At 71.1% G+C, this 17,356-nt stretch carries 18 protein-coding genes; 7 read left to right on the forward strand and 11 right to left on the reverse strand.

Annotation, left to right across the window (positions count from 1 at the left end):
* Window positions 1-146 precede the first annotated feature (146 nt).
* Genes ACFVYA_RS04595 through ACFVYA_RS04605 form a run of 3 tightly spaced genes read left to right on the forward strand, consistent with a single transcriptional unit; the run spans window position 147 to window position 2,159 of the window.
* On the forward strand, window positions 147-608 hold the full coding sequence (locus ACFVYA_RS04595; protein ID WP_285988533.1) for a low molecular weight protein-tyrosine-phosphatase: 462 nt from the start codon (window positions 147-149) through the stop codon (window positions 606-608).
* Between the two features lie 49 nt (window positions 609-657).
* Window positions 658-1,488: an SURF1 family protein gene (locus tag ACFVYA_RS04600; RefSeq protein WP_285988532.1), complete on the forward strand. Its 831-nt coding sequence runs from the start codon at window positions 658-660 to the stop codon at window positions 1,486-1,488.
* A gap of 50 nt (window positions 1,489-1,538) precedes the next feature.
* Window positions 1,539-2,159 carry an FMN-binding negative transcriptional regulator gene (locus ACFVYA_RS04605; RefSeq protein ID WP_285988531.1) on the forward strand — a complete coding sequence of 207 codons (621 nt, stop codon included), beginning with the start codon at window positions 1,539-1,541 and terminating at the stop codon, window positions 2,157-2,159.
* Between the two features lie 2 nt (window positions 2,160-2,161).
* On the opposite strand, the gene ACFVYA_RS04610 is transcribed toward ACFVYA_RS04605, so the two are convergent.
* On the reverse strand, window positions 2,162-3,052 hold the full coding sequence (locus tag ACFVYA_RS04610) for a cobalamin biosynthesis protein (RefSeq protein ID WP_285988530.1): 891 nt from the start codon (window positions 3,050-3,052) through the stop codon (window positions 2,162-2,164).
* Window positions 3,053-3,093: 41 nt separating this feature from the next.
* The gene (locus tag ACFVYA_RS04615) at window positions 3,094-3,798 is read right to left on the reverse strand and encodes a FadR/GntR family transcriptional regulator (protein ID WP_285988529.1); all 705 of its coding nucleotides are present in this window, start codon (window positions 3,796-3,798) and stop codon (window positions 3,094-3,096) included.
* Window positions 3,799-3,900: 102 nt separating this feature from the next.
* Between ACFVYA_RS04615 and ACFVYA_RS04620 the strand changes: the two genes are divergently transcribed.
* The 4 genes from ACFVYA_RS04620 (at window position 3,901) to ACFVYA_RS04635 (ending at window position 6,689) form a co-directional block, all read left to right on the forward strand.
* Entirely contained in the window at window positions 3,901-4,398 is a 498-nt protein-coding gene (locus ACFVYA_RS04620) for a gluconokinase (RefSeq protein WP_285988528.1), read from the forward strand.
* Window positions 4,395-5,762, forward strand: coding sequence for a gluconate:H+ symporter (locus ACFVYA_RS04625; RefSeq protein ID WP_387042384.1), 1,368 nt, complete (start codon window positions 4,395-4,397; stop codon window positions 5,760-5,762). The genes ACFVYA_RS04620 and ACFVYA_RS04625 overlap by 4 nt, the downstream gene beginning before the upstream one ends.
* A gap of 94 nt (window positions 5,763-5,856) precedes the next feature.
* Window positions 5,857-6,180 carry a helix-turn-helix transcriptional regulator gene (locus ACFVYA_RS04630; RefSeq protein ID WP_285988526.1) on the forward strand — a complete coding sequence of 108 codons (324 nt, stop codon included), beginning with the start codon at window positions 5,857-5,859 and terminating at the stop codon, window positions 6,178-6,180.
* Window positions 6,177-6,689 carry an SRPBCC domain-containing protein gene (locus ACFVYA_RS04635; protein ID WP_387042388.1) on the forward strand — a complete coding sequence of 171 codons (513 nt, stop codon included), beginning with the start codon at window positions 6,177-6,179 and terminating at the stop codon, window positions 6,687-6,689. The genes ACFVYA_RS04630 and ACFVYA_RS04635 overlap by 4 nt, the downstream gene beginning before the upstream one ends.
* 55 nt (window positions 6,690-6,744) lie before the next feature.
* Here ACFVYA_RS04635 and ACFVYA_RS04640 read toward each other — a convergent pair whose 3' ends face one another.
* The 9 genes from ACFVYA_RS04640 to ACFVYA_RS04680 form a co-directional block, all read right to left on the reverse strand.
* A complete protein-coding gene (locus tag ACFVYA_RS04640) occupies window positions 6,745-7,713 on the reverse strand; it encodes an N-acetylglucosamine kinase (protein WP_387042391.1) in 969 nt (322 codons plus the stop codon).
* The gene (locus ACFVYA_RS04645; RefSeq protein WP_387042394.1) at window positions 7,710-8,975 is read right to left on the reverse strand and encodes a 6-phospho-beta-glucosidase; all 1,266 of its coding nucleotides are present in this window, start codon (window positions 8,973-8,975) and stop codon (window positions 7,710-7,712) included. Before ACFVYA_RS04645 ends, ACFVYA_RS04640 begins: the two co-directional genes overlap by 4 nt.
* Window positions 8,972-9,862: a carbohydrate ABC transporter permease gene (locus ACFVYA_RS04650; RefSeq protein WP_387042396.1), complete on the reverse strand. Its 891-nt coding sequence runs from the start codon at window positions 9,860-9,862 to the stop codon at window positions 8,972-8,974. Before ACFVYA_RS04650 ends, ACFVYA_RS04645 begins: the two co-directional genes overlap by 4 nt.
* Complete coding sequence (locus ACFVYA_RS04655; protein WP_285988521.1) at window positions 9,859-10,854, reverse strand: carbohydrate ABC transporter permease; 996 nt, start codon at window positions 10,852-10,854, stop codon at window positions 9,859-9,861. Before ACFVYA_RS04655 ends, ACFVYA_RS04650 begins: the two co-directional genes overlap by 4 nt.
* Complete coding sequence (locus tag ACFVYA_RS04660; RefSeq protein WP_285988520.1) at window positions 10,851-12,209, reverse strand: extracellular solute-binding protein; 1,359 nt, start codon at window positions 12,207-12,209, stop codon at window positions 10,851-10,853. The genes ACFVYA_RS04655 and ACFVYA_RS04660 overlap by 4 nt, the downstream gene beginning before the upstream one ends.
* Window positions 12,210-12,220: 11 nt before the next feature.
* Window positions 12,221-13,432 carry an ROK family transcriptional regulator gene (locus ACFVYA_RS04665; protein WP_387042548.1) on the reverse strand — a complete coding sequence of 404 codons (1,212 nt, stop codon included), beginning with the start codon at window positions 13,430-13,432 and terminating at the stop codon, window positions 12,221-12,223.
* 228 nt (window positions 13,433-13,660) lie between these two features.
* Window positions 13,661-14,680, reverse strand: coding sequence for an NAD(+) diphosphatase (nudC, locus tag ACFVYA_RS04670; protein WP_285988517.1), 1,020 nt, complete (start codon window positions 14,678-14,680; stop codon window positions 13,661-13,663).
* Window positions 14,680-16,059 (reverse strand): M16 family metallopeptidase, encoded by a 1,380-nt coding sequence (locus tag ACFVYA_RS04675; RefSeq protein WP_387042401.1) that lies wholly within the window; start codon window positions 16,057-16,059, stop codon window positions 14,680-14,682. Before ACFVYA_RS04675 ends, nudC begins: the two co-directional genes overlap by 1 nt.
* Window positions 16,056-17,348 (reverse strand): M16 family metallopeptidase, encoded by a 1,293-nt coding sequence (locus ACFVYA_RS04680; RefSeq protein WP_387042403.1) that lies wholly within the window; start codon window positions 17,346-17,348, stop codon window positions 16,056-16,058. Before ACFVYA_RS04680 ends, ACFVYA_RS04675 begins: the two co-directional genes overlap by 4 nt.
* Window positions 17,349-17,356: the final 8 nt, after the last annotated feature.

Raw genomic sequence — 17,356 nt, forward strand, 5'->3', positions numbered from 1 at the left:
GGCAGCCCTCCGCACCCCACCTGCGCCGGGCCGAGCCAAGCCGGTCGCCCTTCGCGGCAGCCCGCCGAGCCGAGAGGGCCCCGCGCCGTGCTGGGCCGAGCGGGCGGGCCGGCGACCAGGCGGACCCCGATGGTTACCCTCGGCGCGTGACGCACATCGTCTTCGTCTGCTCCGGCAACATCTGCCGCTCCCCGATGGCCGAGCTGGTGTTCCGGGCCCGGCTCGATGAGGCCGGGCTCGGGGACTCCGTGCGCGTGACCAGCGCCGGGACCGGTCCGTGGCACGCAGGTGAGCCCGCCGACAAGCGCGCCCGTGCCACGCTGAAGGCGCACGGGTACCCGACCGCGCACGTCGCTTCCGAAGTGTCCGGCGAAGACCTCGCCGCCGATCTGGTGCTGGCCGCGGACGAGGGGCACCTCGAGTTCCTGCGGGCGCGGGTCGAGGACCCGGCGAAGGTGCGGCTGCTGCGGTCGTTCGACCCGTCGGCACCCGAGGGCGCCGAGGTCCCGGACCCGTACTACGGCGGCGACGACGGCTTCGAAGACGTCCTCGGCATGATCGAGCGCGCGGTGCCCGGTTTGCTGGACTGGGTGCGTTCGCAGGGGTAGAGGTCACAGCCCGCGACGGACGGCCGGGGGCACGGGCTACCGTGGTGGGGTGCGGTTGCGGTTCCTGCTCCGGCCCGGGTGGCTGGCTCTGACGGCGGTGGTGTTCACCTTCGCCGTCTGCTGCTTCACGCTGCTCTCGCCGTGGCAGTTCAGCCGGAACACCGAGCGCGAGCAGCAGAACGCCGCGCTCGAGACGTCGTTCACCGCGGCGCCGGTGCCGCTGGCTCAGCTGCTGCCGGCCGGGAGCGTGCCCGGCCGGTACACCGAGTGGCACCTCGTCACCGTCACCGGCCAGTACCTGCCGGACAAGGAAGTCGTCGCGCGGCTGCGGACCGTCCAGGGCGAAGGTGCCTTCGAAGTGCTGACGCCGATGCGGACCACCGACGGCACGATCGTGCTGATCGACCGCGGTTACGTCCCCCTGGACAGCAAGTCGGCCGCGCCGCCGTACCCGCCGCCGCCGGCCGGGACCGTGCAGGTCACCGCGCGGGTGCGGGCGGACGAGACCGACCCGAAGAACCGCGACGCGTTCGCCGACGCCTCGACCGGCGGGCGGCTGCAGAGCTACGTTGTCGACTCCCGGGTAGTGGCGCGGGCGGGCGGGCTCGACATCCGGCCGGGCTACTTCCAGCTCGACGTCGGCCAGCCCGGGGTGCTCGGCGCGTTGCCGCTGCCGCAGACGGACTCGGGGCCGTTCCTGTCGTACGCCCTGCAGTGGATCGCGTTCGGCGCGATGGCGCTGCTCGGCTGGCTGTACTTCACGGTCCGCGAACTGAAGCCGGGCGGGGCGCTGGACGCGTCCGACGCCCCTTCGCGCCGGAAGTCCGTCGCGGAGATCCTCGCCGAAGACGAGCTCGCCGAAAGTGGCCATCGGAAGTAGGCCGCAAATGGCCATGCGGTGAGGCCACTTGCCCGGGTGATACTCGGGCCATGCTGATCCACCCGTGGGACGCCGCCGCTTCCGATCCGGAGTGGCGGGAGTGGCTGTCCGGGCACGACTTCGGCCAGCTGATCGCCGGCGGCCGGGGCCGCGACCTGCCGGTGGTGACGCCGGCGCACTTCGCGTTCGACGGCGACCGCACGATCGTCACGCACCTGGCCCGCCCGAACCCGATCTGGCCGCTGCTGGAGGAGCACCCGCGAGCCCTGCTGACCGTGATCGGCGACTACACCTACATCCGCGCGGACTGGAACGCGACCGCGGACCCGGCCTACGGCGTGCCGACCTCGTACTACGCGACGGTGCAGCTCGAAGGCGACGTCCGGCTGGTCGACGATCCGGCGGCGAAGGCGGCGCTGCTGGACGAGCAGCTGCGGCACTTCGAGCCGGACGGGGCGCGGGCGCCGGTGAGCGCCGCCCCGGACGCGCCGGACCGGCGGTTGCTGCCCGGGATCCGCGGCATCGAGTTCTCGATCACGGGGGTCCGGGCGAAGTTCAAGTTCGGCGGGAACCGGACGGCGGAAGACCGGGAACGGATCGGGGCCCGGCTGGCGGAGCGGGGTGGGCCACTGGATGCGGCGGCGCTGGCTCAGCTGCGCCGCCGAGGCTGAGCTCAGCCCGGCCGGCGCCCGAAGCCCGCCACCACGGCGACCGCCACCGAGGTCGCCCCCGCCAGCCAGCCGACCACTCGGGACAGCTCCACCGCGCGCGTCACGTGTCCCGCGTCCGGGTTCCGGCCCACCCCCAGCACCGGCAGCTCCAGCACCCCGTGCGGGTACACCGTCCGGCCCCCGACGCGGACCTCCAGCGCGCCGGCGAACGCCGCCTCCACACGGCCGGCGTTCGGGCTCGGGTGGGCGATCGTGTCGCGGCGCCAAGCCCGCCACGCCCCGCCCGCCGATCCGCCGACCACCGGGGCCGCCACCACCGTCAAGGCCGCCGCCACGCGCGTGGGCAGCAGGTGGACCAGCTCGTCGGCACGGTCCACCGCCCAGTGGCCGCGACGACCCGCGCGCGATCGGCGCAGCAAGCTCACCGCCCGTGCGCCCAGCAAGCCCGGCACGCCCGCCAGCGCGCCCCACACCAGCGGGGCCACCACTGCGTCGGACGTGTTCTCCGCCAGCGTCTCCACCGAGGCACGGGACAGCGCGATCGCGCCCAGGCCGTCGGCCACCCGGGGGTCCAGTTGGGACAGTGTCGCGCGCGCCGGCTCGAAGCGGCACTCCTCCAGGTCGCGGGCCAGTTCCGTGCCCTGCTGGGCCAAGCCCGCCGCGCCGAGGACCGCCCACGTCGTCACCGCCGTCGCCGACGCCTGCAGCACCGGGCGGCCCCGGCCCGCTCGCTCCAGCGCCGCCCCGGCGACCACCGCCGCGGCCGCGACCAGGACGCCCGAACGGTGCGGAAGCCGGCGGAACGCCGTCACCGGGAGGCGGCGGCGGGGATCGCCGAGGGCGCCGTCGGCCGCCACGCCCAACACCAGTCCGATCGCGCGCGCCGCGCTCACCCGTGCCCCCCGGCGGAAAGAAAGTCCAGTTCCCGACGAGGCTACTCGACCTCGGAAGGCCCCTCCGCCACCAGGGCGGCGATCTCGTCACGGGCCTGGACGACGATGTCGCGCATCGCCCGTTCCGCCCGGTCCGCGTCCCCGGCGGCCACCGCCGCGGCCACCTCGGCGTGCAGCGCCACGGCCTCGGGCTGCGGCTCCGGTGGCATCAGGCCGTGCCCGGTCCGCCCGGTGAGCACCTCCGCGACGACCTCCGACAGCTGCCCGAACATCGGGTTCCGGGAGGCGGTGAGCACCAGGTCGTGGAAAGCGATGTCGAAGCCGAGGAACGCCGAGAGGTCACGCGCCCGCGCCGTCCGCGCCAGCCGCTCCCCCAGCGCGCCCAGGCGGCCGCGCTCCTCCGGCGTCGCGCGCAGGGCCGCGTACCGCGCCGCGCACGGCTCGATCGCCGACCGCAGCTCGTTCAGCGTGGCCAGGGCCGCCGGGCGGGCCGGGCCGTCGAGCTGCCAGCGGATCAGGCGCGGGTCGTAGTGGTTCCACGCCGCGGGCTCGCGGACGATCACCCCGACCCGGCGCTTGCTGGTGGTCAGCTGCATCGTCTCCAGCACGCGGACGACCTCGCGGGCCACGGTCCGCGAAGCGCCGAAGCGTTCTTGAAGGTCTTCGGAGCGCAGCACGGTGCCCGGGACCAGGGATCCGTTCGCGATCGCCGCGCCGAGGGCATCCAGCACCTGCTCGTGTCTCACGGCCGAAGGCTATACGTCTGATTCGATTAAGTAGTACTTCATCTTGAATAAGTAGTACTTTTGAGTTTCACTCACCTGGACACAACGAAGTGGGAGGTGCGGATGACCGTCATCGTGGTGATGGGGGTGTCAGGCTCCGGGAAGACGACGATCGGCACGGCGCTCGCCGAGGCCCTCGGTGTCGAGTACGCGGAAGCGGACACGTTCCACCCGAAGGCCAACATCGACAAGATGACCGCCGGCACGCCGCTGACCGACGAGGACCGCGCGCCCTGGCTCGAGGCCATCGCCGGCTGGATCCGCGAACACGAGGGCTCCGGCGGCGTCGTGACGTCGTCCGCGCTCAAGCGCCGGTACCGCGACGTCCTGCGCACCGGCGGCGACGTCTGGTTCGCGCACCTGCACGGCGACCGCGCGCAGCTGGCCGAGCGGATGAAGACCCGCACCGGTCACTTCATGCCGGTGTCGCTGCTGGACTCGCAGCTCGCCGACCTCGAGCCCCTGGAGCCGGACGAGGCCGGGGCCGTCTTCGACAACACCGGGGGCACTCCGGAAGAGATCACCGAAGCCGCGCTGACCGCCTTCCGGGAGCACGCGTGAACGCCGTCCTCGCCGCCGGCTGGACCGGCCACGACACGCGCCTGATCAGCGCGACCGTCGTCGCGATCGCCGTCATCGTCGTGCTGATCACGAAGGTGAAGCTGCACCCGTTCCTGTCGCTGGTCCTCGGCTCGCTCCTGCTCGGCCTGACCGCCGGGATGCCGGTCGCCGACGTGATCAAGAAGTTCTCCGCCGGCGTCGGCAGCACGGTCGCGTCCGTCGGCATCCTGATCGCCCTCGGCGCGATGCTCGGCAAGCTGCTGGCCGACTCCGGCGGCGCCGACCAGATCGTCGACACCGTGCTCGGCCGGGCCCGCGGCGGCGCGCTCCCGTGGGCGATGGCGCTGGTGGCCGCGCTGATCGGGCTGCCGATGTTCTTCGAGATCGGGCTCGTCATGCTGATCCCGGTGGTGCTGCTCGCGGTCAAACGCACCGGGAAGCCGTTGATGCTGCTGGGCATTCCGGCGGTGGCCGGGCTTTCGGTGCTGCACGGGCTGGTCCCGCCGCACCCGGGTCCGCTGGCCGCGGCCGGCGCGCTGAACGCGAACGTCGGCATCACGCTGGCGTTCGGCCTGCTCGTCGGCATCCCCACGCTGGTCGTCGCGGGCCCGCTGTTCGGCAAGCTCGCGGCCCGGCTGGTGCCGGACGCCGTCGCCCCCGAACGGCTCGTCCCGGAACGCGCCGACACCGACAAGCCGCGTCCGAGCTTCGCCGCGACCCTGACGACGGTACTGCTGCCGGTCGTGCTGATGCTGGCGAAAGCGCTGTCGGACATCCTGCTGGCCAAGGACAGCCAGGCCCGCAAGATCCTCGACTTCGTCGGCGACCCGCTGATCGCGCTGCTCGCGGCGGTCCTGGTGGGCATGGTGCTGCTCGGCCGCCCGGCCGGGCTCGGCCGGGACAGGCTGTCCACTGTGGTCGGTGACTCGCTCGGTCCGATCGCCGGGATCATCCTCATCGTCGGCGCGGGTGGCGGGTTCAAGCAGACCCTGGTCGACGCCGGCGTCGGCGACGTCATCACCGGCCTGGCCAAGGACGCGAACCTGTCCCCGCTGCTGCTCGGCTGGCTGGTCGCGGTGGCGATCCGGCTGGCGACCGGCTCGGCGACGGTCGCGACCGTGTCCGCGGCGGGCATCGTGGCACCGCTGGCGGCGGACATGGACCCATCGCAGAGCGCCCTGCTGGTGCTGGCGATCGGCGCCGGGTCGCTGTTCTTCTCGCACGTCAACGACGCCGGGTTCTGGCTGGTCAAGGAGTACTTCGGGCTCTCGGTCGGCCAGACGCTGAAGAGCTGGTCAGTGATGGAGACGCTCATCTCGGTGGTCGCCATCGCGCTGATCCTGCCGCTGTCGCTGATCGTCTAGCCACCGCGCGAACACCAGGCCGTCACCCCGAGCCGGGGTGACGGCCTTTTCGCGTCCGTTGACATGTGACCTTTTGGTCACCTATCCTCGCTGAGTGCCCGACGACGACCTGGTGTTCAAGGCGCTGGCGGATCCGACCCGCCGGTTCCTGCTCGACCTGCTCTTCGAGCGTGACGGCCGCACGCTCACCGAGCTGGAGACCCAGGTGGAGATGACCCGCTTCGGCGTCATGAAGCACCTGAAGCTCCTGGAAGAGGCCGGCCTCGTCGTCGCACGCAAGGAAGGCCGCGAGAAGCGGCACTTCCTCAACCCCGTCCCGATCCGCCAGATCCACGACCGGTGGATCGACAAGTACACCGAGCGCCGGGTCACCGCGCTCCTCGACCTCAAGAACGAGCTGGAAGGCGACGAACCATGACGAACACCGTGCAGGTCTACCGCGTCTACATCAAGGCGTCCCCGGAGCGCATCTGGGACGCCATCACCAAGCCCGAGTGGACGCAGAAGTACGGCTACACCGGACTGGTCGACTTCGACCTACGGCCCGGCGGCAAGCACCGCACCCGCCCGACCCAGGCCTTCATCGACGCCGGGATGACCGGCGACGTCGTCGACGGCGAGGTCCTGGAAGTGGACCCGCCGCGGAAACTGGTCATCACCTGGAAGCTGCTGATGGCCCCGGAGGACGTGGCCGACGAGCCCTACACGACGCTCACCTACGAGATCGAGGAGTCCAAGACCGCGGGCACCCGGCTGACCGTGACCCACGACGTCACCGGCGCCCCCACGATGGCCGCGATGGTCAGCGGGGCGCACGAGCGGCTGGACGCGCCCCCGAACGAGAACGCGGGCGGCGGCTGGGCGTGGATCCTGTCGGACCTCAAGTCCCTGCTGGAGACCGGCGAAACCATCGTCCCGGCGCCGTGACGGGGTCTGGCGGGACCGGCCTCGCGCCGCTTCGAGGCCGGTCCCGCCAGAGTCTTCAGACGCGCTGGGTCGCCGCCTTGAGCGCCGCCTTCGCGGCCTCCGGCGCCCCCAGCGTGTCGAGTCCGAACAACGCCGCCCCGACCACGGGGTTGACGTCGACCACGCGGACCACCGCGCGCGGCGCCACCTTCAGGCACCGCTTTTCGATTTCCGCGATCACCGGGGTGCCGACGCCGGTCAGCACGCCGCCGCCGAGGACGATCTCCGGGGCGTCCGCGGTCAGGTCCAGCTCGCGCAGGATCACCGCCGCGAAGACGCTGACCTCCTCGACGAACCGCGTCACGATGTCCTGGGCGACCTCGTCCCCCGCCGCCGCGACTTCGAACAGCAGCGGGCACAGGCCGTGGATCGACGCCGGGTCGATCTCCTCGAAGTGCAGGCCCTGCACGACGTCCAGCAGCGCCGGCTTCCCGAAGTAGGCCGCCACCGCCGGCATCAGGGCCGTCCGCGGACCGCGGCCGTCCTCGGCGCGCACCGCCCACCACAGCGCCTCCTCGCCGAGCCGGTAGCCGCCACCCCAGTCGCCGGAGATCTTGCCCAGCGCGGGAAAGCGGTGCACGCGGCCGTCGGGGCCGACGCCCGCGCCGTTGATCCCGGCGCCGCAGACGACCGCCACGCCCACCCCCGCGCTGCCCGCCCGAAGCAGCGCGAGGGTGTCGTTGCCGACGGTCAGGGTGTCGCTCCAGCCCCGCGCCGCGAGGGCCGCGTGCAGCGCCTCTTCCTCCCGGGGGAAGTCGAGCCCGGCCAGGTACGCGGAGGTGTGGACCGCTTCCGGCCGCGTCCCGAACGCGGGGTAGGCCTCGAGCACCAGTTCTTCCAGCGCCGCAACGCAACCGGCGACGCCGATGTTCTGCGGCGACGCGCCGGGGCCGCGGGACGACCCCAGCACCACGCCGTCTTCCGAGATCACCAGGACCTCGGTCTTGCTGTTGCCGCCGTCGATGGCAATGACAGCTGGCCTCATCCGCGCGCCCACGGCAGGTACTCGCGATTGATCTGGACCAGCGAATCGGCGAGGGTGTCGGCCTTCGTGTACTGGCCGACCAGCGGGTGCGCCAGCAGCGCGTCCGCCACGCGGTCGCGGCCGCCCTTCAGCGCCGCTTCCAAAGCCAGGAACTCGTACGCCGTCGTGGCCGCGATGAGCCCGGAGAACTGCGGTTCCACCGGCGGCTGCGCGATCGGCGTGGCACCGGAAGAGTCCACAAGGGACCGCGACTCGATGACGGCGTCGTCCGGCAGGAACGGGAAGGTGCCGTCGTTCCGGACGTTCACCACGTGCTCCTCGGCCGGCCCGCCCGCGGTCAGCGCGTGCACCAGCTGCACGGCCGCCTCGGAGTAGTACGCCCCACCGCGCTTCTCCAGGGACTCCGGCTTGGTGTTCCGCTCCGGGTCGAGGTAGATCTTCAGCAGCTCTTCCTCGACGTCGGAGACGACGTCCGCGCGCGGCCGCTCGGTGCGCTGCTTGGTGACCTGCTCGTCGTGCGCGTAGAAGTACTTCAGGTAGTACGACGGCACGACGTTCATCCGCCGCAGCCACTTCCGGGGCACGCTGACCTCGTTGGACAGGTAGTCCAGGTGCTGCTCCAGCAGCTCCGGCAGCCGGTCGACGCCGTCGACGAGCGCCCCGCGTTCCCAGCTCAGGTGGTTCAGTCCGGTGTGGACGAGCTTGACGTCGTCCGCGCCGACGCCCAGGAGCTTCCCGAACTGGCGCTGCAGGTTGATGGCGACGTTGCACAGCCCCACCGCGCGGTGCCCCTCGTCGAGCAGGGCGCGGGTGACGATGCCGACGGGGTTGGTGAAGTTGACGATCCACGTGTCGTCGCCGGCGATCTTGCGGACGCGGTCGGCGATGTCCAGCACCACCGGCACCGTGCGCAGCGCCTTCGCGAGGCCGCCCGCGCCGGTCGTCTCCTGGCCGACGCAGCCGCAGGCGTGCGGGAACGTCTCGTCCGAGCGCCGCGCCCGCTGCCCGCCGACGCGCAGCTGGATCAGCACGGCGGAAGCACCGTCCACGCCTTCTTCCAGCGACTGCGTGGTCCGGACCTGGGCCGGGTGACCGGCGTGGCCGAGGATCCGCCTGCTGAACCCGCCGACGGCCTCGACGCGGTAGGCGTCCGGGTCGACCAGCACGATCTCGTCGACGTCCAAAGTGGACCGGCGGCCGGCGATCCCGTCGATCAGTTCCGGCGTGTAGGTGGACCCGCCACCGACGACTGCCAGCTTCATCCCTTGACTCCCGTGAATGTGATGCCCTTGACGAACGACTTCTGCGCGAACACGAACAGCACGATCACCGGCGCCATGATCAGCGCGGTCGCCGCCATCGTCATGTTCCACTCGACGTGGTGCATGCCGCGGAAGGACGCGATGGCCAGGGAAAGCGGCCAGTGGTCCTGGTTCTCGCCGGTGTAGAGCAGCGGCCCGAAGTAGTCGTTCCAGGTGAACAGGAAGCAGAACATGGCGGTGGCCGCGATCCCGGGCTTGGCCATCGGGATGAGCACGCGGTACATCGCCTGGAACTCGTTGCAGCCGTCGATCTTCGCCGCTTCGAGGTAGTCCTTCGGAATGGTGAGGAAGAACTGCCGGAGCAGGAAGATCGAGAACGCGTCGAAGAAGAAGTACGGCACGATCAGCGGAACCAGCGTGCCGGTGAGGCCCATCCGGACCCACAGGTCGTACAGCGGGACGACGGTGACCTGCGGCGGCAGCAGCATCGCCGCCACGGTCAGCATGAAGAACAGGTTCTGCCCGCGCCACCGCAGTTTCGCCAGTGCGTACGCCGCCGGGATCGCCGAGAGCAGCGCGCCCACCGTCGCCAAGGCCGAATACAGCAGGCTGTTGCCGAAGTATTCGAGCAATGGCGCCTTCTGGAACACCTTGACGAAGTTCTCGAAGTGCCATTCGCTCGGCCACAGGCTCGCCGTCATCGCCTGGTCGCTCTTCATCACCGCGGTGAGGAACACGAACAGCAGCGGCAGCATGAAGATCACGCCGAGCGCGATGCCGATGGCGTGGGTGGCGATGAAGGACAGCCGCTTGTCCCAATTCCGCTTGAACTTGACCCTCGGCGGCACGCCCGCCGCTTTCTGCGGCGCTTCGGCCAGTGCGGTCATGCCCCCTCCTCCTGGTGCTGGGACTTCCGCAGCTGCCGCACGAGAATCCACGTGAAGCCCGAGCTCACGATGAACAACAGGACAGCCATCGCGGCCGCGTAGCCCATGTTGAAGTAGCGGAAGCCCTGGACGTACAGCCAGATCGGGTACGTCAGCGTCGAGTTCTGCGGTGCCCCGATGAGCTTCGAGTTGCCGGCAACGTCGGCGGTGCCCGCGCTCGCGGAGGACGCGACGATCGCCTGGGTGAAGAACTGCAGCGCGTAGATGATCGAGTTGACCACGCCGAACAGCAGTACCGGCGAGATCGACGGCAGCGTGACGTGCCAGAACTTGCGCACCGCGCCGGCGCCGTCGAGCTCGGCGGCCTCGTACTGCTCGGTGGGGACGTCCAGCAGCGCGGCCAGGATGATGATCATCAGCTCGCCGGAGCCCCACAGCGCGAGCAGCGTCAGCGCGGGCTTCGACATCGCCGGGCTGTTGAACCAGAGCCCGCCGTCGATGCCGACGAGCCGCAGGAACCGGTTGACCGGGCCGAACTCCGGGTTGAACACGAAGACGAACGCCAACGTGGCCGCCGCGGGCGGGGCGAGCGTCGGCAGGTAGCAGAGCGTCCGGACCAGGCCGACGCCCGACTTGAGCCGCGAGATCACCGACGCGATGCCGAGGGAGAACGTCACCCGGCAGACCGTCAGGACGACCACCAGCCACAGCGTGTTGTACGCGGCCGTGCCGACCAGCGGCTCGGTGGTGAACATCCGGATGTAGTTGTCGAACCCGATGAACTGCGGCGGGTTGATCAGGTCGTAGCGGGTGAAGGAGTAGTAGACCGTGGCGATCAGCGGGTAGCCGAAGAAGATCAGGAACCCGAGGAAGGCCGGGGCCATGAAGAACAGAACGGTCCGGCGGCGCTTGGCCCGGCGGGCCCCCGCCCGCGCCTTGCTCGGCGCGGACGGGGAACCCTGGGATTTCACCGGAACAGCGGTGGAGGTCATCCGCCCGCGCCCTTCTGCTTCAGTTCGTCGTCGATCTGCGCGTCCACCTTCTTCAGGCCCTCGGTCAGATCGGGCACCGAACCGGCCTGCCACTTCTCGGCGAAGTCGTTGACCGCCTTGAGGTGCGCGTCGCCGATCGGGGTGGTCTGGTTGGCCACCAGCTTGCCGCTGTCGTAGATGTCGAGGAACGTCTTGAACTGCGGCTGCAGGTCCAGCTTCGGCGAGGTCAGCGACGCCTTGGTGCTGGGCACGTTCTTCAGGCCGTTCGCCATGTCCACCAGGGTGTCGGTGTCCAGGGTGACCTGCTTGATCAGCTCCCACGCGGCACCGGGGTTCTTGGCGCCCTTGGGGATCGCGATGATCGTGCCGGTGGTGAAGCCGCCGCCGTAGTGGTCGGCCATGGTGTCGAGCACCGGCGCGGGCGCGGTGCCGTAGTTGACGTCCGGCGCCTGGTCCTTGAGGAAGGCGGTGCGGAACTCGCCGTCGTAGATCATCGCCAGCTTCTTCTTGTGGAAGCCGTGGTCGGCGGAGTACTCGTCACCGAGACCGGCCTTGAACTGCTCGACCTTCTCGTGCCCGCCGTAGAAGTCGATGAGCTGCTTCTGGAACTCGAACATCGCCTTCCAGCCGGGGTTGGTGGCGAGGTCGGACTTGCCGTCCGGGCCGAGGAACGGCGCGCCGAAGTTCGGCGCCCAGTACTGGGCCTGGTTGGCGTAGAACGGCATCGAGGGCAGGAAGCCGGCGACCTTGATCGAGCCGTCCGGGTTGAACTCGGTGAGCTTCTTGGTCGCCTCGAACAGTTCCGAGGTGGTCTTCGGCGGCGAGGTGATGCCCTTCGCCGCGAACATGTCCTTGTTGTAGTAGAGCCCGTAGACGTCGGCGAGCATCGGCATCGCGCACCGCTTGCCCTGGTACTCGGTGTAGTTGCGGACCGCGTCCGGGATCTGGGTCAGGTCGATCTTGTCGCGCTCGATGTAGGGCTTGAGGTCCTGGAAGCTGCCGGTGGAGCACCAGGCGCCGAGGTTGTCGGTGTAGAAGGAGATCGCGACGTCGGGCGGGTTGCCGCCGCGGATCGACTGGGTGAGCTTGTCGTCGTCCTGGTTGCCCTCGTGCTTGATCTCGATGTTCGGGAACTTCGCCTTGAGCTTGTTGAGGCCCGCGGTGACCACGCCGTACTCGCGGTCGGTGAACTTGGAGTACACGGTGATCGTGAGCTTGTCGTCCTTGCCGGGCGCGGCGGCCGCGTCGCCGCCGCTCGGGGCGGCGGCGCCGGAACAGGCGCTGGTCAGCAGGACGGACGCCGCGGCGGCGGCCACCAGCAGGGCGCCGCGGCGGGTCCGGGTGGTCGGGGGCATGGCCCTCCTCCTCATCGGTTGGGGCTACTCGGTCGGGGACGGGTGCTGTCGCCCTCGGGCCTGCGCGACCCGAGGAGCGTGGGGGTGACGACGCCGAAGACGTCCTCACGGGTGGTGGCGAGCGCCGACTGCAGCGCGCCCGCGCGAACGGCGTTGCCCTGCACGGAAGCGCAGCCGACGGGCGTGCGCGGCAGGACGAGTTCGTGCAGCTTTTCCTGGACGAGCGCGGCGAAGTCCTCCCCGCCGGCCCGGCTGGTGTCGCCGCAGAGGAGCACGAGCTGCGGGTCGGCGACGGCGACGAGGTTGGCGACGCCGCCGGCGACCCTTCGGGCGAGATCGTCGAGGAAGGGGTGGCCTTTCCCGGCTTTCTCCACTGCTTCCCAGGCGGTTCCGGCTTCGATGCCGTGGGCGGCGGCGAGGCGGCAAATGGCGGGCGAGTCGACCAGGTTGCCGAAGCGGGCGCCGGCCTCGGGCCAGACGTCGCCGGTGTCCACGGTGGCGGGGTCGGGCACGCGCATCCAGTCGATCTCGCCGCCCCCGCCGGTGGCGCCGCGCAGCAGCCGCCGTCCGATCACGACGGCGCCGCCGACGCCCTCGGACAGCCAGACCATGACGAAGTCGTCGACGTCCTGGGCCTGCCCGACGGTCATCTCCTCGACGGCGACCAGGTTGACGTCGTTTTCGATGAGGACGTCGACGCCGAGTTCGTCGCTGAGCTTCTGCGGGACGTCGAAGCCCAGCCAGCCGGGGATGTGCGGCGCGGAGGAGAGCAGGCCGGTCCGCGGATCGAACGCCCCCTGCGCGCCGATCACGACGTGGGCCAGGTCTTCCCGCTTGATGCCGGCCTCTTCGGCGACCTTTTTGAGGGCTTCACCGAAGGTCCCGACGACGTCGGCACCCGCGTGCACGGGCAGCGGCGTCCGGTATTCGGCGAGCACGACCCCGGCGACGTCCGCGACGACGAAGTCGGCCACGTGCGGCGTGAGGTCGACGGCGGCGACGAAGGCGAGGCCACCGTTGGCCGCCCAGAGCTGGGCCCGCGGCCCGCGGCCACCACCCCGCACGCCGGCCTTGACGACGAGGTCGTCCAGTTCGAGCCGGGTGAGCAGCTGGGCGGTGGCGGGCTTGGAGAGCCCGATGGCGAGCTCGAGTTCGGCCCGCGTGAGCGGCCCCTCCCGCAGGAGGACCTCGATGGCGGCGCGATCGTTGATCTCGCGCAGCATCCGCGGGCTACCGGCTCGCACTCGTTCCTCCGGACTTAATTAGGATACTTTACAGACGGTTTCCGGGGACTGTAGTGAGCCGCGGCACAGCCGTCAACGGTCTCGCGAAACGGCCGGGTAACGCTTGGGCGGGCAGTAGGCCACCTGGCCGTAATGTGCACAGGGCGCAACGAAAACGGCCCCGGCGAGTCGCCGGGGCCGTTCTTGTCGCAGTTCGTGTTCGGGCGGTTACTCCTCCGCGTCCGCCCAGGCCTTGAGCATCACGCGGGCGATCGACGAGTTCCCCGGCAGGATGATCTCCGCCGCCCCATCGGCGATCGGGGTCGGCTTCGAACCCTCACCCCGCACCGAACTGTTCTCGAACGCCGCGCGCACCTCCTCGCGCGACACCCACAGCGCCTCTTCGATCTCGCCGTCCGCCGGCACCAGCGGCGCGAACCGGTCCGCCCGGGCCGTGAAGCCCAGCATGATCGACCGGGGGAACGGCCACGGCTGGCTGCCCAGGTACCGCACGTCCGAGACGACCGCGCCCACCTCTTCGCGGATCTCGCGGACCACGCACGCCTCGAGGGACTCCCCCGCCTCCACGAAGCCCGCCAGCACCGAATAGCGGCCCGCCGGCCAGATCGGCTGGCGGGCCAGCAGCACGTGGGAGCCGTTCACGCCCTCCGTGGAATGGACCAGGCAGATCACCGCCGGGTCCGTGCGGGGGTACTCCTCGCGCCCGCAGCCGGTGCACTTGCTGGCCCAGCCGAACTGGATCAGCTCCGTCGCGCTGCCGCAGCGCGTGCAGAACTTCGCCTGGCGACGCCAGAAGCGCAACGCCTGTGCCGTCGTGAACAGCCCGGCCGACGTGTCGTCCAGCAGGTCGCCGTACCCGCGCAGCTCGACCCAGACCTCGCCGTCCGCGCGCGGGACCTCCTCCACGAACCCCCAGCTGCCCGCCATCTTCACCGTGTCGGCCTCGCCGGACGGCCCGCCCGGCAGCGACCAGTAGTCGACGTCCTGCCACTCGCCGAGGAACACCGCGTCCGCGGGCGGCGAAGCTCCGAAGTCGACGGCCTTCCGGAACGCCAACGCCGACGCGCCTTCGACCACCGGGGTGCGCCCGGCGTCGTCCAGGAGGACGACCCGGGCGTCGGCCCACCGCGACACCAGCCGCGACGGGTTGGTGCGCAAGTCTTCCTGGCGGTCCACAGTGGACCGGGACAGGGTCGGCAGGGCACCGAGGGTGAACGGGACGGACATCAGGCCGGCTCGCCCACGACGACGTCGCCGAGCGCCAGGAGCTTGCGCTCCAGCACCGCCGCGTCGCCGACCACCACGCCCGTGAACCGCTTGGGCGCGAAGTACTTCAGCGCCGCTTCGGCCACCTCGTCGGCCGTCACCGCCGCCACCCGCGCCGGGTGCTCGGTCAGCCACTCCAGGCCGAGCCCGGTCGAAGCCAGCGCCAGCACCTGGCCGGCCAGCCCGGCCTGCGACGACGTCGAGGTCAGCAGCGAGCCGATCGCGTACTGCCGCACCGACTCCAGCTCGTCGCCGGACGGCGGGACCTGGCCGAGGCGGCCCAGTTCGTAGCGCGTCTCCAGCAGCGCCGGGGCCGTCGCGTCGGTCGCGGTGTCCGCGTCGACGTTGACCACCGCGGTGCCGTCGGTGAACTCGAACCCCGAGTGCGCGGAGTAGGTGTAGCCCTTGTTCTCGCGGATGTTCTCGACCAGCCGCGACGAGAAGTACCCGCCGTAGGCCAGGTTCGCCAGCTGCAGCGCCGCGTACCCCGGGTCCGTGCGCGGAAGCGTCTGCGCCGAAAGCCGGATCTGCGACTGCACCGCACCGGCGCGCGGCACCAGCAGCACGTTCGGCCCGGTGAGGTCGGGCAGCGGCGGCAGCCGCACGGCGGAGCGGTCCGACGCCCAGCCGCCGAGCACCTTCTCCAGCTCGCCGAGCACCCCGGCCGGGTCGAGGTCGCCGACCAGCACCATGACCGAACCCCGCGGCAGCACCGACGCCTGGTGCAGCGCCCGCACCTGCTCCGGCGTCACGACGGCGACGTCTTCGGCGCGCGGGACCTCACGCGTTGCCGGGTGGTCGCCGTAGCGGTGCTTCTGCAGGGCCTCCCGCGCGATCGTGCGCGGCTGGGTGCGCGAGACGGCGATCCGCTCGACCAGCCGCTCCTTCTCGCGGGCGATCTCGTCGTCGGCGTAGGTCGCCCCGGTGAGGACGTCGCCGAGGACGTCGAGGAACGTCGGCAGCTTGTCGGCCAGCGCGGACCCGGTGAGCACCAGCCGCTCCGGGTCGACGCCGGCGCCGATGTCGCCGCCGATGAGCGCCAGCTCGGCGTCGATCTCGATGCGGTTGCGGCGGGCGGTGCCGGTCAGGATCGTCTCGGCGAGCACCTCGGCGATCGCCGGGTGCAGCGCGTCGTCACCCGCGAACGGGATCCACAGCCGCGCCTCGACCATCGGCACGGTCGCCTTGCGCACGGCCACCACGCGCAGGCCGTTCGCCAGCGTCGTGTCCACATGGGACAGATCGGCGGCGGCCCGCTGCTCGCCGAGCGGCGGCAGCGGCCGCGGCCCCCGCGCGGTGCGGCCGATCTCGTCGGCGCTGCGGTGCGTTGCTGAAGTCACTGCTCGTTGTTCCCTTCCGAAGCGGGCTTGACCACCAGCACGGCGCGCGCGTCCGGGCGCAGCGCCTTCGCCGCCGCCGACACGGCTTCCGAGGTGACGGCGGACATCCGGTCCGCGAGCCGGTACACCAGTGACGCGTCGCCGTAGAGCAGTTCGAACGAGCCGAGGGCCAGGGTCCGGGAGACCAGCCGGTCGTGCTCCGAGTGCAGGCTCGCCGCCCAGCGGGCGGTGACCTTGCGCAGCTCTTCCTCGCTCGGCGGGGTCTCGGCGAGCTTCTCCAGCTCGTCGTCGAGCGCGGCGAGCACGCGCTCGCGGGACACCTCGTGCGGGTGGATCAGGGTGATGGTGAACGTGTCCGGGTCGCGGGCCTCGAACGGGCCGAACAGCCCGGCGCCGGCGCCGATGTCCACGACCAGGGGCTCGCGGTGCACCAGCCGCTGCTGCAGGCGCGAGCCGTCGCCGTCGGTGAGCACGCCGGCCAGCACGAGGTAGGCCAGGTAGCTGTCGACGTCGTTGATCGGGTCCGGCATCCGGTAGCCGATGCCGAGCGCGGGCAGCGGGGCGTGCGCGTCTTCGATCTCACCGTGCAGCTCGGTGGTCGGCAGCGGCTCGGCGAAGGACGGTCGCTGCGGCGCCGGCCGGTGCGGGACGTCGCCGAAGTGGTCCTCGATCAGCTTCTTGGCGTTGTCCGGCTCGAAGTCGCCCGCCACCGTGAGCACGGCGTTCGCCGGCGAGTAGTAGGTGTCGAAGAACGCCGCGCAGTCCTCGACCGTGGCGCTTTCGAGGTCCTCGAAGCCGCCGTAGCCGTTGTGCGCGTTGGGGAACGTCGAGTACAGCACCGGCGGCAGGGTGATCCACGGGAACCCGCCGTAGGGCCGGTTCAGCACGTTGAGCCGGATCTCCTCCTTGACGACGTCGATCTGGTTCGCCAGGTTCTCCGCCGTCAGCTTGGGCGCGCGCATCCGGTCGGCTTCGAGGAACAGCGCGCGCTCGAGCGCGGCGCTCGGGAGCACTTCGAAGTAGTCGGTGTAGTCCGGGTGGGTGGACCCGTTGAAGGTCCCGCCGCTGGACTGCACGTGCCGGAAGTGCGCGAGTTTCTCCAGGCTCTCGGAGCCCTGGAACATCAGGTGCTCGAAGAGGTGGGCGAAACCGGTGCGCCCCTCCGGCTCGGAACGGAAACCCACGTCGTAGTGCACGCTGACGCCGACCACCGGCGCGGTCGCGTCGGGGGCGAGAACCACGCGCAGACCGTTGTCTAGGGTGTATCGGACGAGCTCGGGATCGGCCATGGCCCCAC

Source organism: Amycolatopsis sp. NPDC058278 (genome assembly GCF_042881395.1).
Classification (GTDB): domain Bacteria; phylum Actinomycetota; class Actinomycetes; order Mycobacteriales; family Pseudonocardiaceae; genus Amycolatopsis.